The sequence below is a fragment of the Stenotrophomonas sp. 2201_Sma genome (assembly GCF_056486685.1).
Genome location: NZ_CM151329.1, coordinates 4,123,804 through 4,139,886, shown reverse-complemented (window position 1 = coordinate 4,139,886; position 16,083 = coordinate 4,123,804). Strand labels below are relative to the sequence as shown.

Annotated in this window: 16 protein-coding genes; 8 read left to right on the top strand and 8 right to left on the bottom strand. The window is 67.2% G+C overall.

All coding sequences use genetic code 11. The features are described 5' to 3' along the window. Positions 1 to 24: 24 nt before the first annotated feature. The 4 genes from ACZLIF_RS19035 to ACZLIF_RS19020 all read left to right on the top strand — a co-directional run bounded on the left by ACZLIF_RS19035 (position 25) and on the right by ACZLIF_RS19020 (position 4,466). The gene (locus tag ACZLIF_RS19035; RefSeq protein ID WP_053519851.1) at positions 25 to 900 is read left to right on the top strand and encodes a tryptophan 2,3-dioxygenase; all 876 of its coding nucleotides are present in this window, start codon (positions 25 to 27) and stop codon (positions 898 to 900) included. 179 nt (positions 901 to 1,079) lie between these two features. Further along, positions 1,080 to 2,579: a peptide MFS transporter gene (locus tag ACZLIF_RS19030; RefSeq protein ID WP_053519850.1), complete on the top strand. Its 1,500-nt coding sequence runs from the start codon at positions 1,080 to 1,082 to the stop codon at positions 2,577 to 2,579. Positions 2,580 to 2,595: 16 nt separating this feature from the next. Beyond that, positions 2,596 to 3,195, top strand: coding sequence for a thioredoxin family protein (locus tag ACZLIF_RS19025; protein ID WP_053519849.1), 600 nt, complete (start codon positions 2,596 to 2,598; stop codon positions 3,193 to 3,195). A gap of 131 nt (positions 3,196 to 3,326) precedes the next feature. Continuing rightward, positions 3,327 to 4,466 (top strand): hypothetical protein, encoded by a 1,140-nt coding sequence (locus ACZLIF_RS19020; protein ID WP_128988911.1) that lies wholly within the window; start codon positions 3,327 to 3,329, stop codon positions 4,464 to 4,466. A 43-nt stretch (positions 4,467 to 4,509) separates the two neighbouring features. On the opposite strand, the gene ACZLIF_RS19015 is transcribed toward ACZLIF_RS19020, so the two are convergent. Then, positions 4,510 to 5,004, bottom strand: a complete 495-nt coding sequence (locus ACZLIF_RS19015) for a MarR family winged helix-turn-helix transcriptional regulator (RefSeq protein WP_065174367.1) — start codon at positions 5,002 to 5,004, stop codon at positions 4,510 to 4,512. Between the two features lie 129 nt (positions 5,005 to 5,133). Between ACZLIF_RS19015 and hppD the strand changes: the two genes are divergently transcribed. Together hppD and hmgA are read left to right on the top strand one after the other, a co-directional pair. Next, positions 5,134 to 6,246, top strand: coding sequence for a 4-hydroxyphenylpyruvate dioxygenase (hppD, locus tag ACZLIF_RS19010; RefSeq protein ID WP_227255313.1), 1,113 nt, complete (start codon positions 5,134 to 5,136; stop codon positions 6,244 to 6,246). A gap of 83 nt (positions 6,247 to 6,329) precedes the next feature. Then, a complete protein-coding gene (gene hmgA / locus ACZLIF_RS19005; RefSeq protein ID WP_053515539.1) occupies positions 6,330 to 7,628 on the top strand; it encodes a homogentisate 1,2-dioxygenase in 1,299 nt (432 codons plus the stop codon). A gap of 3 nt (positions 7,629 to 7,631) precedes the next feature. Here hmgA and ACZLIF_RS19000 read toward each other — a convergent pair whose 3' ends face one another. Continuing rightward, complete coding sequence (locus ACZLIF_RS19000; RefSeq protein ID WP_128988913.1) at positions 7,632 to 8,156, bottom strand: hypothetical protein; 525 nt, start codon at positions 8,154 to 8,156, stop codon at positions 7,632 to 7,634. Positions 8,157 to 8,277: 121 nt separating this feature from the next. On the opposite strand from ACZLIF_RS19000, the gene ACZLIF_RS18995 reads away from it, so the two are divergent. Together ACZLIF_RS18995 and ACZLIF_RS18990 are read left to right on the top strand one after the other, a co-directional pair. Next, complete coding sequence (locus tag ACZLIF_RS18995) at positions 8,278 to 8,934, top strand: hypothetical protein (RefSeq protein WP_053515542.1); 657 nt, start codon at positions 8,278 to 8,280, stop codon at positions 8,932 to 8,934. 73 nt (positions 8,935 to 9,007) lie between these two features. Next, positions 9,008 to 9,973: a sodium:calcium antiporter gene (locus ACZLIF_RS18990; RefSeq protein ID WP_128988915.1), complete on the top strand. Its 966-nt coding sequence runs from the start codon at positions 9,008 to 9,010 to the stop codon at positions 9,971 to 9,973. Positions 9,974 to 10,037: 64 nt separating this feature from the next. Here the strand turns inward: ACZLIF_RS18990 and ACZLIF_RS18985 are convergent, their stop codons facing one another. From ACZLIF_RS18985 to ACZLIF_RS18960, 6 genes are read right to left on the bottom strand one after another with little or no spacing between them, the layout of a single operon-like run. Next, positions 10,038 to 10,427 (bottom strand): Na+/H+ antiporter subunit G, encoded by a 390-nt coding sequence (locus ACZLIF_RS18985; protein ID WP_074900035.1) that lies wholly within the window; start codon positions 10,425 to 10,427, stop codon positions 10,038 to 10,040. Next, positions 10,424 to 10,708, bottom strand: a complete 285-nt coding sequence (locus tag ACZLIF_RS18980) for a K+/H+ antiporter subunit F (protein WP_053515548.1) — start codon at positions 10,706 to 10,708, stop codon at positions 10,424 to 10,426. Before ACZLIF_RS18980 ends, ACZLIF_RS18985 begins: the two co-directional genes overlap by 4 nt. Continuing rightward, on the bottom strand, positions 10,705 to 11,211 hold the full coding sequence (locus tag ACZLIF_RS18975; RefSeq protein ID WP_128988917.1) for a Na+/H+ antiporter subunit E: 507 nt from the start codon (positions 11,209 to 11,211) through the stop codon (positions 10,705 to 10,707). The genes ACZLIF_RS18980 and ACZLIF_RS18975 overlap by 4 nt, the downstream gene beginning before the upstream one ends. Beyond that, a complete protein-coding gene (locus ACZLIF_RS18970; RefSeq protein ID WP_128988919.1) occupies positions 11,208 to 12,743 on the bottom strand; it encodes a monovalent cation/H+ antiporter subunit D in 1,536 nt (511 codons plus the stop codon). Before ACZLIF_RS18970 ends, ACZLIF_RS18975 begins: the two co-directional genes overlap by 4 nt. After that, positions 12,740 to 13,117 (bottom strand): Na+/H+ antiporter subunit C, encoded by a 378-nt coding sequence (locus ACZLIF_RS18965; RefSeq protein ID WP_053515553.1) that lies wholly within the window; start codon positions 13,115 to 13,117, stop codon positions 12,740 to 12,742. Before ACZLIF_RS18965 ends, ACZLIF_RS18970 begins: the two co-directional genes overlap by 4 nt. Then, positions 13,117 to 15,945 carry a monovalent cation/H+ antiporter subunit A gene (locus ACZLIF_RS18960; protein WP_128988921.1) on the bottom strand — a complete coding sequence of 943 codons (2,829 nt, stop codon included), beginning with the start codon at positions 15,943 to 15,945 and terminating at the stop codon, positions 13,117 to 13,119. The genes ACZLIF_RS18965 and ACZLIF_RS18960 overlap by 1 nt, the downstream gene beginning before the upstream one ends. Between the last annotated feature and the right edge of the window lie 138 nt (positions 15,946 to 16,083).

The window sequence follows — 16,083 nt, the reverse complement described above, 5'->3', positions numbered from 1 at the left end:
GCCGCCCCCGATCTGGTCCCGCCCATGTCCGTCGACAACAACCAACGCGATCTCGAAGCCGGCATCCACACCGACCTGCACGGCCGGCTGACCTACGGCGGCTACCTGCGGCTGGACCAGCTGCTCAGTGCCCAGCAGCCGCTGTCCAACCCGCCGCACCATGACGAGATGCTCTTCATCATCCAGCACCAGACGTCGGAGCTGTGGTTGAAGCTGCTGGGGCACGAGCTTGGCGCGGCCATCGGCTTCCTGCAGCGCGATGAAGTCTGGCAGTGCCGCAAGGTGCTGGCCCGCAGCAAGCAGGTGCTGCGCCAGCTCACCGAGCAGTGGTCGGTGCTGGAAACCCTGACCCCGTCCGAGTACATGGGCTTCCGCGACGTGCTGGGGCCTTCCTCGGGCTTCCAGTCGCTGCAGTACCGCTACATCGAGTTCCTGCTGGGCAACAAGAACGCGCAGATGCTGCAGGTGTTCGAGCATGATCCGGCCGGGCAGGCGCAGCTGCGGAGCGTGCTGGAGGCGCCCAGCCTGTACGAGGAATTCCTGAAGTACCTGGCCCGCTTCGGCCATGCCGTGCCGGCAATGTACGAGACCCACGACTGGACCCAGCCGCACGTGGCCGACGACGCCCTGCAGCCGGTCTTCGAGCGCATCTACCAGGACACCGACCGCTACTGGCGCGAGTATTCGCTGTGCGAGGACCTGGTGGACCTGGAGACGGCCTTCCAGCTCTGGCGGTTCCGCCACATGCGTACGGTGATGCGGGTGATCGGCTTCAAGCGCGGGACCGGAGGCTCGTCCGGGGTCGGCTTCCTGCGCCAGGCGCTGGAGCTGACCTTCTTCCCCGAGCTGTTCCAGGTGCGGACCACGCTGCAGGCCGCGCCCCCGCCGGAGCTGGGCTGATCCCCATTCATCCGGATCCCGGCCGGCGGCTGGATCGTTTCAGATGCAAGTTCAGCGAGCAGGCGGCCACCTGCCTCAAACGGCGTGTATTTGACGTGAACGCCACAAGTCGGTGATCCTCGCGCGTTGCTCCATTGCACATCGGACGTGCTCGTCATCCACCGAACCAGGAATCCCGCATGAGCGTAAACGCCACTGCGAACACCCCGGAGCCGGCGCTGCCGGACTTCAAGACCACGCTGGGCCACCCGCGCCCGCTGTGGATGCTGTTCATGACCGAGTTCTGGGAACGCTTTGCGTTCTACGGCATCCGCTGGGCCTTGGTGCTGTACATCGTCGCCCAGTTCTACAACGGCAACGCCGCCGGCGAGGGCGATGCCAGCCGCATCTACGGTGCCTACCTGGCGCTGGTGTACGCGGCGGCGATCTTCGGCGGCTACGTGGCCGACCGGGTGCTGGGCTACCAGCGCTCGATCCTGACCGGCGCGATCATCATGGCGGCCGGCCTGTTCATGATCTCGCTGCCGGAAGAGCATCTGTTCAAGCTCGGCCTGGCCACGATCATCGTGGGCAACGGCCTGTTCAAGCCGAACATCTCCACCATGGTCGGCAAGCTGTATGGCCTGAAGGACGAGCGCCGCGATTCGGGCTTCACCATCTTCTACATGGGCATCAACATCGGCGCGATGATCGCCCCGGTGCTGACCGAGTACCTGGCCCGCAAGGTGTTCGGCACTTCGGAAATGCCGTCGTACAAGGTCGTGTTCATCGCCTCCGGCGTGGGCATGCTGATCTCGCTGGTGTGGTTCTACATCGGCCGGGCCGGCCTGAAGGGCATCGGCGCACCGCCGGCCGGTGCCGAAGGCTTCGGTCGCATCGTGATGGTGCTGGTGGGCGCGCTGGTGGCCATCCCGGTCGCCTACTTCCTGCTGGCGACCGGCGCCACCGCGCTGGCCTGGATCCTGGGCGTGATGTTCGCTGCGCTGGCCGTGTTGCTGCTGGTCGAAGGCATCCGCGAGGGCAAGGTGCAGCGCGACCGCGTGATCGCCATGCTGATCATCTTCGCGTTCAACGTCATGTTCTGGATGTTCTTCGAACAGGCCGGCAGCTCGTTCACCTTCCTGGCCGAGAACATCGTCAACCGTGACTTCGGCAACTGGACCTTCCCGACCGCGTGGTTCCAGTCGGTGAACTCGGTGGCCATCATCACCCTGGCGCCGCTGATCGCCTGGATCTGGGTGGCCCTGGGTCGCGCCAATCCTTCCATCCCGCGCAAGTTCGGCCTGGGCCTGCTGTTCAACGGCGCGGCCTTCGCCCTGCTGATGTTTGCCCTGTCGCAGATGGTCGTGGACGGCAAGATCCCGTTCTGGACCCTGTTCATGGTCTACGTCATCCAGTCCGTCGGTGAGCTGTGCCTGTCGCCGATCGGCCTGTCGATGGTGACCAAGCTGGCCCCGGTCCGCCTGGTCGGCTTCGGCATGGGTGGCTGGTTCCTGTCCACCGGCATCGGCAACAACCTGTCGGGCATCTTCGCCGGCGCCGTCAGCGGTGAAGGCGGCATGACGATCGATTCGGCACTGAAGGGGTATACCTTCGGCTTCTGGGCCCTGATCGGCTCCGGCGTGGTGCTGTTCCTGATCGCCCCGCTGATCAACAAGCTGATGCACGGCGTCAAGTGATGAGAGGGTAGCTGGCATGCGTACGAAGCTCGGTGGTGCGATGGGGATGGTCTGTGCGGCGCTGATCGGCGCGTGTTCGCAACCCCCGCCACCCGCCGCCACCGGGCCGACGCAGCCACTGGATACCCGTCCCACCGAGCCACCGGTCGCTGACCCCAGCGAACCGGTGGCCTCGGGCAACACCCCGGTGGCGGCGGATATCGCCGCCATCGCCGGGCTCAGTGCACAGTTCGACCCGGCCCGCGACCCCGCCGACGATCTGGCCACCGCCAAGGTGGAAGCCCAGCGTGGCAAGAAGCGCATCATCCTCGAGGTCGGCAACGCCGGCTGCGACCGCTGTCATGCGCTGGACCAGATCGTGGAGGGGGATGGCGACCTGCGCCGTTTCCGCGATGCCCACTACGTGTGGGTGAAGGTCAACGAGAGCGACGAGAAGCCCAACAGCGCTTTCCTCGGCCAGTTCCCGGAGATGGGCCGCGACTACCCCTACCTGCTGGTGCTCGATGCCGACGGCACCCTGCTGGCACCGCAGGCGACGGCGGCAATGCGCAGGGGCGAGACCTACCTGCCGGCGCAGGTGATGGCCTTCCTCAAGCAGTGGGCGCCTGATCGATAACGCCGGGCCATGCCCGGTGGATGCGCGCGCCGTCACATTCCCAGCATCGCCGCCTCAATTTCATCGCACGCACGCCGTTACCGGCAAGGCTCCCGGTCGACCCGACGTCGACGCACCCTACCGGAACGCCCATGCACAGCGACCACGCCGAACGATTGCCCGATCCTGCCAGCAGCCTGGGCGAGGGTGGTGCTGGCGAGGGCGTGACCCTGCCGGCGCAGGACGCACTGCTGGATGACGTCGGCATCGGCGACAGTGCCCCCGAAGCGGCCCCGCCGCACCATCGCCTGCCGCAGATCGCACTGCCTGACAACGTCGTGCTGAAGGGCGCGGTGCAGACGCTGGTGGAACAGAAATCGCGACTCGATGCGCTGGCGTCGCAGGGCCAGCTGGCCGGCCTGCTGCCGCCGGAATGGCAGGGCAACGGCGTACGCGCCATCGAGCTGTCCACCTTCATCCAGGGCGTGCTGCCGTTCCTGCAGCCGGGAGAACGTGGCGAGACCGCGGCCGCACGCCTGCCGGTGCGTCATGTGCTGGGCGACGACAGCCGTTGGGGCCTGCCGGATGTGGCCGAACCGAAGTCGCTGGCGTGGTACCTGGCCAGTGACGAACGCGCCACTGCGGGCGGCAGGGACGTGGCCGAAGCCTTTCTGGTCGGGGCGCTGGGCGTGGCGTGGATGCAGGAGGGGCGCAGCCGCGCGGGCTTCCTGCGTGCCGTGGGGCAGGACAGCCTGGCCGCGCGGGTGACCATGCTGGGCTATCCGGCGGCCACCGAGCTGGCGCTGTACAGCGTGGTCGCGCATGGCCAGTCGCAGGTCTGGTGCGTGCACGCTCGCCGTCGCATGCGTCCACTGGTCGCGCCATGGCTGAGCGTGCCGCTGTTGACGGCGTACGGGGTGCCCGCACCGGTGCCATGGCCGTCCGCGTTCCCGCCCGTGGACGCCGTTGCCGAGGCGCTGGCGACCGCGCGCCAGGGACGCGCGCTGCCCGAGGTGGATCTGGGCAAGGTGGTGGCGAAGATGGCCGAAGACGCAGCCGGCGAAGCATGGCAACCGGTCAGCCTGCTGCAGCTCAACACGTGGTCGCCGCGCTGGCATTTCTTCCTCGGCACCTTCGTCGGCGTGCCGTCGCTGCTGCTGGTGGCTGCCGCGCTGGCTCTGCCGGGGGCGGTCGAAGCGGCCACGGTTGCCGCGTCGCTGGGCTTTGCCGGTGGCGCGATCGGTGCACTCGCAGTGCCGTGGATCCATGCGCGGCGCAAGCACCTGAGCTGAACCGTGCTGTCCTGAGACCGGGGCCGAGCCCCGGCGGCACGCCTCAGACGCCTTCGCCCATCCGTTCCAGGCCATCGCCCGCCAGGCGCAGGATCAGCGTCTCCAGCAGCTGTTCCTCCTCCTCGCTCAGCACCGACATCAGCTTGCGGGTGATCTCGATCACCAGCGGCGCGATGGTCTCGTACACCTCGAAGCCCGCTGCCGACAGGGCCAGGACCGAGCGGCGACGGTCGTCGCCATGGGTCTCGCGCTTGATGAAGCCACGCTCGAGCAGGCGCGCCACCGCGCGGCTGACCGCCACCTTGTCCATCGCCGTGCGGTCGGAGACCTCGCTGGCCGACGACCCGGGATACAGCGCCAGGATAGTGATGACCCGCCATTCCGGAATGGCCAGACCGTAGCGATCACCGTACAGCTTGGCGATGTTGCCGCTGACCCGGTTGGACAGCACGCTCAGCCGGTAGGGCAGGAACTGTTCCAGGTCGAGCAGGACGTGCGATGCACGCAGGCGTGTCGAAGCGGGATCGGCGGGGCTCATGTTGCGGTGCACCTTGCTGGTGGTTTCAAGTGTAACTATAAGGGTTGGGTCCAGACCCTGCATTCTCGCCGGGTCGTTACCTGCCCGCACCTGGTTTGTACCGATGCGGTACCGATTCGGAGCCCCGCCATGAATACCGCAGTCCAGCCCTCCTCGCATCCCAATCCGGGCATGCAGGTCACCACCTTCGAGAACCCGATGGGCATCGATGGTTTCGAGTTCGTCGAGTTTGCTGCCCCGGCCGGCCGCGGCCAGGAGCTGCACGACTACTTCCGCAGGATGGGCTTCACGGCGGTGCTCAGGCACAAGCAGCGTCCGATTACCGTCTATCGCCAGGGCGACGTCAACTTCCTGGTCAATGAAGACCCGGATTCGTTCGCTGCCGACTTCGCCGAAAAGCATGGTCCGTGCGCCTGCGGCTTCGCCATCCGCTTCAAGAAGCCGGGCCAGGAGGTCTACCAGACCGCGCTGGGCAACGGTGCCGAGGCCATCGGCTTCAAGCCGGACAGCAAGGCGGTCGGCGCGCCGGTCATCAAGGGCATCGGTGACTGCATGCTGTACCTGGTCGACCGCTATGGCAGCGCCGGCAGCATCTACGACGGCGACTACGAGCCGATCGCCGGCGTCGATCAGCATCCGGTGGGCTTCGGCCTGACCTTCATCGACCACCTGACCCACAACCTGTACTTCGGCAACATGCAGCAGTGGTCGGACTACTACGAGCGGCTGTTCAACTTCCGCGAGATCCGCTACTTCGACATCAAGGGCCTGAAGACCGGCCTGGTGTCCAAGGCCATGACCGCGCCGGACGGCATCGTGCGCATTCCGCTCAACGAATCGTCCGATCCGAAGAGCCAGATCAACGAATACCTGGACGCCTACAAGGGCGAGGGCATCCAGCACATCGCCTGCTTCACCGAGAACATCTACGAGACCGTCGAGGCGATGCGTGCGCAGGGTGTGGATTTCCTCGACACACCGGACACCTACTTCGACGTGATCGACCAGCGCGTGCCGAACCATGGCGAGGACGTGCCGCGCCTGGCGAAGAACAAGATCCTGATCGACGCCGATCCGGAAACCCACCAGCGCAAGCTGCTGCAGATCTTCACCCAGAACTGTATCGGCCCGATCTTCTTCGAGATCATCCAGCGCAAGGGCAATGAAGGTTTCGGCGAAGGCAACTTCACTGCGCTGTTCGAGAGCATCGAGCGCGACCAGATCCGCCGCGGCGTGCTGTAACGTTTCAGACCTGCACCCTCAGCGGTAGCGCCGGGCCATGCCCGGCGGCTTTCCGTTCCGGCCTTGCCGTTCCAGGAGCCCCCATGTCCACCTCCATCACCGCCCGTGGCTACCAGTCCGGTTTCGGCAACGAATTCGCCACCGAAGCCGTGGCCGGCGCGCTGCCGGTCGGGCAGAACTCGCCGCAGAAGGTGGCCCATGGCCTGTATGCCGAGCAGCTGTCCGGCACCGCCTTCACCGCGCCGCGCGGCAGCAACCGGCGCAGCTGGCTGTACCGGATCCGCCCGGCGGTGACCCATGGTGAGTTCACCCCGTTCGCGCAATCGCGCCTGCAGTGCGATTTCGGCTCGCAGCCGGCCTCGCCGAACCAGCTGCGCTGGAGCCCGCTGCCGCTGCCGGAACTGCCCACCGACTTCGTCGAAGGGCTGTACACCATGGGAGGCAATGGTTCGCCGGATGCCCACGCCGGCGTCGGCATTCATCTGTATGCCGCGAACCGGGACATGGTTGGCCGCTACTTCTACGATGCCGACGGCGAACTGCTGATCGTGCCCCAGCTGGGTGGCCTGCGCCTGCTGACCGAGCTGGGCGTGATCGAGATCGAACCGCAGCAGATCGCGGTGATTCCGCGTGGCGTGCGCTTCCGCGTCGAGCTGCCTGATGGCCCGAGCCGGGGCTACATCTGCGAGAACTACGGCGCCCTGCTGAAGCTGCCCGATCTGGGGCCGATCGGCGCCAACGGCCTGGCCAATCCGCGCGACTTTGAAACCCCGCATGCGGCCTTCGAGGACCTCGACGGTGAGTTCGAACTCATCGCCAAGTTCGAAGGACGCCTGTGGCGCGCGCCGATCGACCATTCGCCGCTGGACGTGGTCGCCTGGCACGGCAATTACGCGCCGTACCGCTACGATCTGCGCCGCTTCAACACCCTCGGTTCGATCAGCTACGACCACCCGGACCCGTCGATCTTCCTGGTACTGCATTCGCCCAGCGACACAGCAGGGACCAGCAACATGGATTTCGCCATCTTCCCGCCGCGCTGGCTGGTGGCGCAGAACACCTTCCGGCCACCGTGGTTCCACCGCAACATCGCCAGCGAGTTCATGGGCCTGGTGCACGGTGCCTACGATGCCAAGGCCGAAGGCTTCGTGCCGGGCGGCGCCTCCCTGCACAACTGCATGAGCGGCCACGGACCGGATGCACCGACCTTCGACAGGGCCTCCAGTGCCGATCTGTCCAAGCCCGACGTGGTCAAGGACACCATGGCCTTCATGTTCGAGACCCGCGCGGTGATCCGCCCGACCGCCCAGGCGCTTGATGCCGGGCACCGGCAGGCCGATTACCAGCAGTGCTGGGCAGGGCTGCGCAACAACTTCCGATGAGCCTCATGCGGCATCGGTGAAGGCGTCGCAGTGCTCCAGCGGCAGGACTTCCAGCAGCCGCTGCCGTACGCGTTCGCAGTAGCCTTCGGAGGTCAGCGTGGGCAGTACCTGCAACGCCGAGTGCAGCACCTGCAGCACATCGGTCTGCGCGCGTGCCTGCTGCAGGTCGCGGAACAGCGCCGCTGCCTGCGGATGCCGTTGCATCTCCAGGATGCCCAGCACATAGATCCGTGAGGCGACCAGCGAGCGACGCCGTTCGATCGGCGTGGCCGCGGTCGCGTGTGCCTGCGGCCGTGCAGGGGTGGGCCCGGATGCCGCCACTGCGGGAGGAGGGGCGTCGGCTTCCAGATAGCCGGCATGGATCAGCTGGATCAGCATGGCCGGCGTCTCCTGGCCCATCAGCCCGCTCAGCTCGGTGACGCTGCGCTGGCCATCGCACAGGATCAGCAACCGGCGCTGGCGCATGTCCAGCGGCGCGCGGTGCGCCTGCAGCGCGGTTCGGGCGAGATCGGTCTTGCGCGGTTGCATGGATGGGACAGCCAGGACGGTGCACGCCGAGCCTGAACGAAGGCGATGAAACAGCGATGACAATGCAGCGCCTGCACGCGGCCTGCGGTAGCGTCCGCCCATCCCTCCTGGAGCGATACCGATGAAGCTGCTGCCATTGGCTGGCCTGATGCTGCTGTCCCTGACCGCCTGTGGCGGTGGTTCGGACAAACAGGGAGCGGCCGGCAGCGGCAGCGACTCGCCGGCCGAGACCGCCAGTGCCACCGGCCCGGCGCAATCGGCCGATCCGGACCTGGCGTCACGGCCGGCCAACGATGCCCGCGCCGACAGCCCCGCGCGCCTGGACGGTTTCGGCGGGGTGGCGCTGGGTGCGGGCATCGCCGAGGTGCGCAGCGGCTTCGGCGCGCCGCTGCAGGGGCTGGGCAGCGATGCGGCAGGCAGGCCATTGCCGGCCGACGACGGCAACGAGGACTGCTATTTCCTGCGTCCGCAGCAGGCCGATGACCCACGCCTGATGATCGAAGGCCGCAAGCTGGTCCGCTATGACGTGCGCAGCGCCGCCATCACCGCGCCAGGCGGCGGCAGGGTCGGCATGACCCTGGGCGAGTTGCAGGTGCTGTATCCGGAGCGTGCCGATGTCGGTCCCGACAAGTACGACGACAAGGCCCAGCACCTGCGCGTGCGTCCGGCGCAGGAAGGTGCGGCGGTGATCGATTTCGCCCTGGGGCCCGACGGCCGGGTCAGCGCGTGGCGGGTCGGCCAGACCCCGCAGGTCGATTACACCGAAGGTTGTGGCTGATCCTTGATGCAGCGCCCAGCCTCGCGGCCGGGCCAAGCGTAGAATCGCGCGACGACCGCTGGGGGAGTGCTCGATGATCGCCATTGCCATCGCCTGGTTTCTGCTTGGCCTGCTGCTGCTGGGGCTCGGCGGAGACTCCATCGTCAAGGCCGTTTCCGGCCTGGCCCAGCGCTTCGGTGCCCGCCCGTTCACGGCGGGTCTGCTGCTGCTCGGCGTGGCGACGTCGATGCCGGAGCTGGTGGTCAACGCCCGCGCGCTGGCCGTGGGCCAGCCGGAACTGGCGCTGGGCAACGCGGTGGGCAGCAGCATCGCCAACCTGGGCCTGACCCTGGCGATCGCGGCGATCGCGGCCCCGTTGCTGCTGCGCGCGCGCCTGCAGACCGTGCTCTGGTGGTCGCTGCTGGGGGCCGGCGCTCTGTTGATCCTGTTCGGGCTGGATGGCCGCATTGCGCGCTGGGAAGGTGTCGTACTGCTGGCCGGCTTCGTCGTCATGCAGGCTGTGCTGATGCGCCGTGGCCGCAGTGAGACCGCCGATGTGCAGGCGGCCATCGCACGATCCGCGCTGAGCCGCACCAGCCTGCCGTTGAATGTGCTGCGTGTGCTGGTGGCCGTGGTGGCCCTCTACTGGGGGGCGCGGCTGGTCGTTGGCGCAGCGGCCGACTTCGGCGTCGCACTTGGATGGACGCCGCTGCTGGTCGGCCTGCTGCCGCTAGCGATCGGCACCGCCTTGCCGGAGGTGGCTACCGCCATCGCCGCCGCGCGGCGTGGCCATGGCGATATGGTGCTGGGCCACGTGCTGGGCTCCAGCGCGGTCAATCTGCTGCTGGTGATCGGCGCGATGGCGGCGCTGCAGCCGCTGGCCCTGCCGGCATCGTTCGTGCGCCTGGAACTGCCCGCGCTGCTGGCCTTTGCCCTGGTGCTGTATCCGATGCTGCGTGGCGACCTGAAGATCAGCCGTGGCGAAGGCGTGATCCTGCTGGTGGCGTTCGTCGGCTGGTTCGTATTGGAACTGCTGCTGGTGGGGGCACCGGCACTGTAGCGCCGAGCCCATGCCCGGCTCTGCAGCAGATCCCCGCCCTGGGTGGATGCGGGGAGTCGGGTGATCAGCGTGTCGGGCTCTGCTCTTCTTTCCGCACCGGCTCCGGCGGTGGCAGCTGCTCTTCGGCAGCCCGTTCGTTGCCGGGCAGGGTAGGACGGGTTTCCATCAGCAGCGACAACGCGGCCTTGGCCATCATGTGCGCGCTGATCGGCGCGGTGATGAACAGGAAGACGGTGATCAGCAGCTCGCGCGGCTGCGGATCCTGGCCGAGGAAGATGTGGTAGCAGACCGAACACACCAGCACGCAGCCCACGCCCAGCGTGCTGGCCTTGGTCGGCGCATGCAGCCGCTTGAAGAAGGTCGACAGCTTCACCAGGCCCAGCGCACCGACCAGGATGAAGAAGCAGCCGAACAGCAGCAGGACCGACAGGCCGATCTGGATCGCGGTGATCATTCGACGATGTCCCGGCGCAGCACGAACTTGCTCAGCACCACGGTGCTGCCGAAGCCGAGCATGGCGATCACCAGTGCGGCCTCGAAGTAGATCGGCGAGTTGAGGTACATGCCGAACAGCATCAGTTCGGCGATGGCAGTCACTGAAAGTGTGTCCAGGGCGAGGATGCGGTCGGGCACGCTCGGGCCGCGCAGCAGGCGCCAGGTCGCCAGCAGCATGGCCAGTCCGACCACGTGCATGCATACCACCAGGGTGGTCTGGATGACTTCAAAACCGGTCATGGGAAGATCTCCATCAACGGGGCTTCGTAACGTTGCTTGATCGTGTCGATCAGCGTCTGTGGATCCTCCAGGTGCAGCACGTGCACCAGCAGGAACCTGCGGTCGTCGCTGAGTGCCGCCGACACCGTACCCGGGGTCAGGGTGATCATGCTGGTCAGCGCGGCGATGCCGTGGATGTTGGCGATGTCCAGCGGCAGCCAGATGAAGCCCGGATGGATGTTCTTCTCCGGGCCGAGCACCTGCAGGGCCACCCGGATGTTGGACATCAGGATGTCCCACAGGGTGACGCACAGCAGCTTCGGTACCGGGCGCAACGTGCCGATGCGGGCGAACTCGCGGTCCAGGCGCGCGGCGAACAGCGGCACGACCACGCCCAGCACCAGGCCCAGCAGGATCTGGCCAAGGTTGAAGCTGTCGGACATCAGCAGCCAGAACGCCACCACCATCATGCTCAGTGCGGGCGACGGTACCAGGCGGCGGAAAAGGGGGCGTTGCGCGGTCATGGCTGGCGGATCTCCGGTGTGGTCGCGCGCAACTGCTGCACGTACTCGCCCGGCTGCAGCAGCTGGGCGGCGGTGGCGTCGGTATGGCGCATCAGCGGGGCGGCGGCCAGGGTCATGCCGATGCCGTAGGCCAGCAGGATGCAGGCAGCGAACAGCTCGACCCTGCGCAGCTTGGCCTTGCGGGGCGGCGGCGCGTCCGGCTCGGGCAGCGGCACGCGCCAGAACAGGCGGATGCCCCCTCGGGTCAGGCCCATGATGACCAGCAGGCTGCTGACCAGCACGGCCGTCCATACCGCGCCGGTGTACTGCGCCGGCATCCCGGCCAGCAGGGCGGCCTTGGCCAGGAAGCCCGACAGCGGCGGAAGTCCGGCGACCGACACGGCGCCGATCAGGAACAGTACCGCTGGCGTTTCCTTGCCCGGCATCGGTGCGATCACTTCCTTGCGGTCGCTGGCACCGCCGCGCCGGCGCCGGATCAGGTCGGCCACCAGGAACAGCGCGGCCGCGACGAAACTGCTGTGCGGCAGATAGTACAGACCGGCGGAGAGCACCTTCGGCGTGCCCACCGCGAAGGCAATGAACAGGGTCGCGGCCGAGACGATCACCAGGTAGGAGATCAGCACGCGCAGGCGCGCGGCGGCCAGCGCGCCCAGGCCACCCAGTACCAGCGTGGCCACGCCGGCCCACAGCAGCCAGTCGCGTCCGTATCCAGCCATCGCGCCGGCGTCCTCGCCGAACCACAGCATCTGCACGCGCAGCACGGCGTACAGGCCGACCTTGGTCATGATCGCAAACAGCGCAGCGACCGCAGCAGGTGCGCGCGCGTACGATTCGGGCAGCCACAGGTACAGCGGCATCAGGGCGGCCTTGGCGCAGAACACCAGCAGCAGCAGGCCCATCGTGGCCTTCACCAGGGTCAGCTGGGCCGGCGGAACCTCGGCGATGCGCTGCGACAGCTCCGCCATGTTCAACGAGCCGAGCGAGGCGTACAGCAGGCCCAGTGCGATCAGGAACAGCGTCGAGGCGGTGACATTGAACACCACGTAGTGCAGGCCGATGCGCATGCGCAGGCCACGGCCGCCGCTCAGCAGCAGGCCGTAGGAGGCGATCAGCATCACCTCGAAGAACACGAACAGGTTGAAGATGTCGCCGGTGAGGAACGCACCGTTGAGGCCGACCAGCTGGAACTGGAACAGCGCATGGAAGTGCGGCGCGCGCCGGTCCCAGCCCGAGCAGGCATGCAGCAGGCAGGGGATGGCCAGCAACAGGGTGGTCAGCAGCATCCACGCCGACAGCCGGTCGGCCACCAGCGCGATGCCCAGGCGCGAGGGCCAGTCACCCAGCAGGTAGACGCGGATGTCACCGCCTGCCGTATCGGCGAACAGCAGCCCGACCACCACGGCCAGGGCCGCCAGTGCCGTCCAGGCCACGGTCCGCTGTACCTTCGGACCATAGCGGCGATGCTCGACGAACAGTGACAGTGCGGCGCCGAGCAGGGGAACCAGGATCGGCAGGATCACCAGATGGTTCATGCGCGGTCCTCGCCCTGGCGCGGCGGCGCATCGTCATCGGGCTCGTGCGCGTCCACGTGGTCGCTGTGGTTGTCGCTGCGGCTGCGCATGGCCAGCACGATGCTCACTGCGGTCATCGCGAATGCGATCACGATGGCAGTCAGTACCAGCGCCTGTGGCAACGGGTCGGTGTAGTTGCCCAGGTGGCTTTCGACGCCTTCCTGCAGCACCGGTGCCTTGCCCTGCACCAGGCGCCCACCGGCAAAGATCAGCAGGTTGGTGGCGTAGGACAGGAAGGTCATGCCAAGGATCACGTCGAAGCTGCGCGCCCGCAGCAGCAGGTACACGCCGATGGCGGTCAGCACGCCGATCGCGGTGGCCAGGGCCAGTTCCATCAGTGCATCTCCCCGGTGCGGGCCGAACGGCGTTGCAGATCGATCTCGCCCTTGCGGGCGGTGCGGGTTCGAGAGGGCTTGACCGTGCCCATCATCGACAGCATCAGCATGGCGCCACCGAACACCACCAGGTACACGCCGATGTCGAAGCCGATCGCGCTGGCCAGCGGCACGTCGCCGATCAGCGGCAGGTGCAGGTCGAGGTGCCCGCTGGTCAGGAACGGCACGCCGAACAGCATCGAAGCACTGCCACTGAGCAGGGCGATCAGCAGGCCGGTGCCGATGCACCGGATGTAGTCGAAGCCGAAGCGCGACTCCACCGATGCCGTACCCTGGATCACGTACTGGATCAGCAGCGGCACCGCCAGTACCAGGCCGGCGATGAACCCGCCGCCCGGGGCGTTGTGACCGCGCAGGAACAGGAAGATGGAGACCGTCAGCGTCAGCGGGAACATGATCTGCGCCAGGTCGGCCGGTACCGGCAGCTTGATCGGCGGCCCGGGCATGATCTGCTCCGGGGCCATCCGCGTGCGGCGCAGCAGCGCGTGCACCACCAGCGCGGCGATGCCGAACACCGTGATCTCGCCGAAGGTATCAAAGCCGCGGAAGTCGACCAGGATCACGTTGACCACGTTCTGGCCATACGCTTCGGGCAGGGCACGCGCCACCAGCTCACCGGCCATGGTGTTCGGCGGCAGGGTCATCGCGGTATAGGCCAGCGCGCCGAGACCGGAACCGGCGATGACCGCGATCAGCGCGTCGCGGCGCTTGCGCCAGCGCGGCCGCTCCGGTCCGGACTGCGCGGGCAGATAGTTCATCCCCAGCAGCATCAGGACCAGGGTCACCATCTCCACCAGCAGCTGGGTCAGTGCCAGATCCGGTGCCGACAGGAACACGAAGGTCAGCGCCACCATCAGGCCGACGCCGCCCACCAGCAGCACCGCCAGCAGGCGCTGCTTGTACACGCGCAGCGTGGCGATCGCGCAGCCCATCATCACCAGCCACAACGCCCAGCCCAGCAGGGGAATCGGCTGCGGCGCGGTCCAGTTCGGGGACGCCGGATTCGCCACGAACGGCGCGGCGGCCACCACGATCGCGACCAGCACCAGGCCCAGCAGCATCCGCTGCAGGCTGCCGTTGGCGATGCCGTTGGTCAGGCGCATGGCCAGTGCGGAAACCGCATCCAGCTGCGCATGGAACACGTTGCGGCCGGTGGTGGTATTGGTCACGGCATGCAGGTTGATCAGCTTGCGCAGGCCGAAGTACAGGGCGATACCGCCCACCACGCCGATCGCGCTCATCGCCAGCGGCAGGTTGAAGCCATGCCATACCGACAGGCTGTACTCGGGCATGGCGCTGCCGAGAATGGAGGCGGCAGCGGCATGCAGGACCGGCGCCACCGTCAGCGCGGGCGCGATACCGACCGCCACGCAGACCACCACCAGCAGTTCCACCGGTACCTTCATCCAGCGCGGCGGTTCATGGGGAACGCGGTCCAGACCGTGCGGGCCGGGGCCGAAGAAGGTGTCGTGCACGAAGCGCAGGCTGTAGGCCACGCCGAACACGCCGGCCAGCAACGCCGCGATCGACACCGCCATGCGCATGGTCCCGGTGCCGCCGGCGCTGATCGCCTCGGCGAACAGCATTTCCTTGGACAGGAAGCCGTTGAGCAGCGGAATGCCGGCCATGGCCAGCGAGGCGATGATCGCCAGTGCGCTGGTGAAGGGCATCAGTTTCCGCAGCCCGCCCAGCTTGCGCATGTCGCGCGTGCCGGTCTCATGGTCGATGATGCCGGCGGCCATGAACAGCGAGGCCTTGAAGGTGGCGTGGTTGAGGATGTGGAACACACCGGCGACCACCGCCATCGGCGTGGACAGGCCGAACAGCAGGGTGATCAGGCCCAGATGGGAGATCGTCGAATACGCCAGCAGCCCTTTCAGGTCGTGCTGGAAGATCGCGTTCCAGGCGCCGATCAGCAGGGTCAGCGCGCCGATGCCGCTCACCGTATAGAAGAACAGGTCGCTGCCGGCCAGTGCCGGATGCAGGCGCGCCAGCAGGAACACGCCTGCTTTGACCATGGTGGCCGAGTGCAGGTAGGCCGAGACCGGTGTCGGCGCCGCCATCGCATGCGGCAACCAGAAATGGAACGGGAACTGCGCGCTCTTGGTGAAGATGCCGGCCAGCACCAGGAACAGGGCATAGGGATACAGCGCGCTGGCGCGGATCTGTTCACCGGCCGCCAGCACCACATCCAGGTCGAAGCTGCCGACGATGCGCCCGATCAGCAGCACGCCACCGAGCAGGGCCAGCCCGCCGCCGCCGGTGATCACCAGCGCCATGCGTGCGCCCTCGCGCGCATCCTGGCGATGCGACCAGAAGCCGATCAGCAGGAACGAGCTGATGCTGGTCATTTCCCAGAAGATCATCAGCAACAGCAGGTTGCCCGACAGCACCATGCCGAGCATGGCGCCCATGAACAGCAGCAGGTAGCAGTAGAAGCGGTGGGCATTGTCCTGCGCACTGAGGTAGTACCGCGCGTACAGCACCACCAGCGCGCCGATGCCCAGCACCAGGCCGGCAAACATCCAGGCCAGGCCGTCCAGCCGCAGATGGAAGTCCAGGCCGATCTGCGGCAGCCAAGGCAGCAGGGTGCGGACGATCTGGCCGTCGAGCACCGCCGGGGTGAGCCAGCCGACAATGGCCAAGCCGCCCAACGGCGCCAGCGCCGCCAGCCAGGCAGCAGTCGAGCGCGAACTACGGGGGAAGGCCGCAACAGCCGCTGCCATCAGGAACGGCAGGGCCAGCAGCAGAGGCAGGCTGGGGAGCATGCAGGGAATCCATGATTCACGAGCAGGTCAGTGAGGATAACAGGCTGCGAAATGTCGCCGAAAGCCATCGAACGGCGATCAATTGCCTGTAACGTTCGCTGATTCATTTTTTTGCAGTGCAGCATCTGCTCCGCGGTG